Raw genomic sequence first — 557 nt, forward strand, 5'->3', positions numbered from 1 at the left:
CCCTGGCCGTGGGGGCCGCCTTCCTGATCCCGTCGAGAACGGTGGTGGCGCGGAACTTCTTCCCGCCCGGGCCGGCCCAGGTCCCGTGCAGGTCGGGCGAGTCGCCGAAGGGGCCCACGACCGCGATCGAGGCGGTGTCGCGGCGCAGCGGGAGCGTTCTCCGTTCGTTCCTGAGCAGCACCAGGCAGCGGCTGGCGACCTCGCGGGCCGCCTTGCGGGCCGCCGGGGTCGGGGCGGTCACGGCGGCGCCCTCGTCGGCGTACGGGTTGTCGAAGAGGCCGAGTTGGAACTTCACGCGCAGGATGCGGGTCACCGCGTCGTCCAGCCGCTGTTGGCTGATGTCGCCCGCGGCGAGCAGCTTCGCGCCGTGGTCGCGGATGGTGGTGCCGACCATCTCCATGTCCACGCCGGCGGTCAGCGCCAGCCGGGCCGCGTCCGCGGTGTCGGCGGCGAAGCCGTGCGTGATCATCTCCTGCACGCCGGTGTAGTCGCTGACCACGAAGCCGGGGAAGTCCCACGCCCGCTTGAGCACGGCGGTCAGGGTGTGGGGGTTGGCG

1 protein-coding gene is annotated in these 557 nt (G+C 73.2%); it reads right to left on the bottom strand.

Features of this window, described 5'->3' with window-relative positions; all coding sequences use genetic code 11:
• Positions 1-557 (bottom strand): glycoside hydrolase family 3 N-terminal domain-containing protein (locus KUM32_RS40640; RefSeq protein ID WP_217146701.1); only part of this gene is annotated, 557 nt, incomplete at both ends.

It is taken from the genome of Streptomyces sp. AC627_RSS907, from assembly GCF_019049165.1.